The sequence below is a fragment of the Elizabethkingia argenteiflava genome (assembly GCF_009904105.1).
GTDB classification, from domain to species: Bacteria; Bacteroidota; Bacteroidia; order Flavobacteriales; family Weeksellaceae; genus Elizabethkingia; species Elizabethkingia argenteiflava.
Genome location: NZ_JAAABJ010000386.1, coordinates 1 through 405, shown reverse-complemented (window position 1 = coordinate 405; position 405 = coordinate 1). Strand labels below are relative to the sequence as shown.

The following is a 405-nucleotide window of genomic DNA, read 5'->3' as shown; positions in this document are numbered from 1 at the left end:
CATCCCAACTGCCTTGTTCGAAGCACTTTGTTCCATCGTCCTTATGTGACGTATGTTTGTCATTGTCAGCGTTGTCGCTATTGCAATGCTCCACAACGGTACATACCGCACTTTCGTGATGATGGTGCGGTATAAACGACAATGCCAACAAAACAATTGTTGTCAAAGCCAAAATAGTTATGTAGAGCTTCTGCTTCATTATATTTTCAATTTGGCTGCAAAGATAGCAAATAAACTTTGCAACTCGGTTGCAAAGTTATATGTATACCATTTTTTAGATGCGTGAACCATAGTAAAATCTGTATGACTCCTTTGCTTTTCATACTGCGGTTTCAGTAGAAACACCTCATCCTATCCCTTTTCATTGGTTTTTGGTGTAACTAAAAGTTAAATACGTTAAATATT

Annotated in this window: 1 protein-coding gene; it reads right to left on the bottom strand. The window is 37.5% G+C overall.

Translation table 11 applies throughout. The features are described 5' to 3' along the window. Positions 1-199 (bottom strand): hypothetical protein (locus GNY06_RS13675; protein WP_212995081.1); only part of this gene is annotated, 199 nt, incomplete at its 3' end. Positions 200-405 lie beyond the last annotated feature (206 nt).